Source organism: Streptomyces sparsus (genome assembly GCF_054776295.1).
Map to the genome: position 1 here is coordinate 1 of NZ_BAAHCA010001301.1, position 1,057 is coordinate 1,057.

At 73.4% G+C, this 1,057-nt stretch carries 2 protein-coding genes; both read left to right on the plus strand.

Going from position 1 to position 1,057, the window contains the following annotated elements; all coding sequences use genetic code 11:
- On the plus strand, positions 1 to 613 hold a 613-nt coding region (locus ACYVE9_RS28040; protein WP_461030693.1), incomplete at its 5' end, for a zinc finger domain-containing protein.
- Positions 614 to 642: 29 nt separating this feature from the next.
- Positions 643 to 1,057 (plus strand): (2Fe-2S) ferredoxin domain-containing protein (locus ACYVE9_RS28045; RefSeq protein WP_461030694.1); only part of this gene is annotated, 415 nt, incomplete at its 3' end.

Below are 1,057 nucleotides of genomic sequence, written 5' to 3' on the forward strand. Positions count from 1 at the left end.
CGCCGCGCCGGCCCGTCCGGGGCGCGGGCCGCTGGCGCTGCGGGTGCGGTTGGCCGGACCGGAGGGCGGCGGCTTCGACCTGACGGAGGCCGGCACCCAGAAGCGGCTCGCGGTGTACTGCGTGCACGACCCGGAGGACGTGCCGGGCATCGCCCGTCTCGGCCGGGAACCGCTCGACGACTCCTTCACCGTCTCCGCGCTCGCCGAACTGCTGCACGGCCGACGGCACCGGGTCAAAGGGGTGCTGCGGGACCAGAGCGTGATCGCGGGCATCGGCAACGCCTACTCGGACGAGATCCTGCACGTCGCCCGCATGTCACCGTTCCGCCTCGCGGCCGACCTCACCGAGCACGAGGTGGAGGTGCTGCACTCGGCGCTGCGGGACACCCTGCGCGACGCCGTGGAACGCTCAGCCGGGCTGCCCGCGGCCGGGCTGAAGACGGAGAAGCGGGCCGGTATGCGCGTGCACGGGCGGACCGGTCAACCGTGCCCGGTTTGCGGCGACACCGTACGCGAAGTGAGCTTCCACGACTCGTCGTTGCAGTACTGCCCGCACTGCCAGACCGGGGGCCGGCAACTGGCCGACCGCAGGATGTCCCGCCTGCTCAAATAGCCCGGCCACCGGTGCTCTAGGCTGCGTTGGTGACCGCATCCACCATCAGACCGTCCGGCGCCTCGCCCTGCACGATCGTCGTCTGCCGGGGCTGCTGCTGCGGTGACTCCCGCAAGCACCCGGGCGCCGACCATGTCTGGCAGTTGGACCGGCTGCGCGCAGCCGCGGCCACCTCGGCCGGCACCCTGAGCGTCCGCACCACGGACTGCCTCGGTCCGTGCGACCAGGCCAACATCGTCGTCGTCAGGCCCTCGGCGGCGGGGCGCCGTCGCGGCGGACGGGCCGCCTGGATCGGCTGGGCGATGGGGGACGACTGCACGCAGGACATCATCGACTGGGCGTCGGCCGGCGGCCCCGGCCTCGTTGATCCCCCACCGGCTCTCACGCTCCAGTTCGTGAGTCCGCCGCGCGACGCCCGCACGAGGTCCCGCACCGACTCCCGGG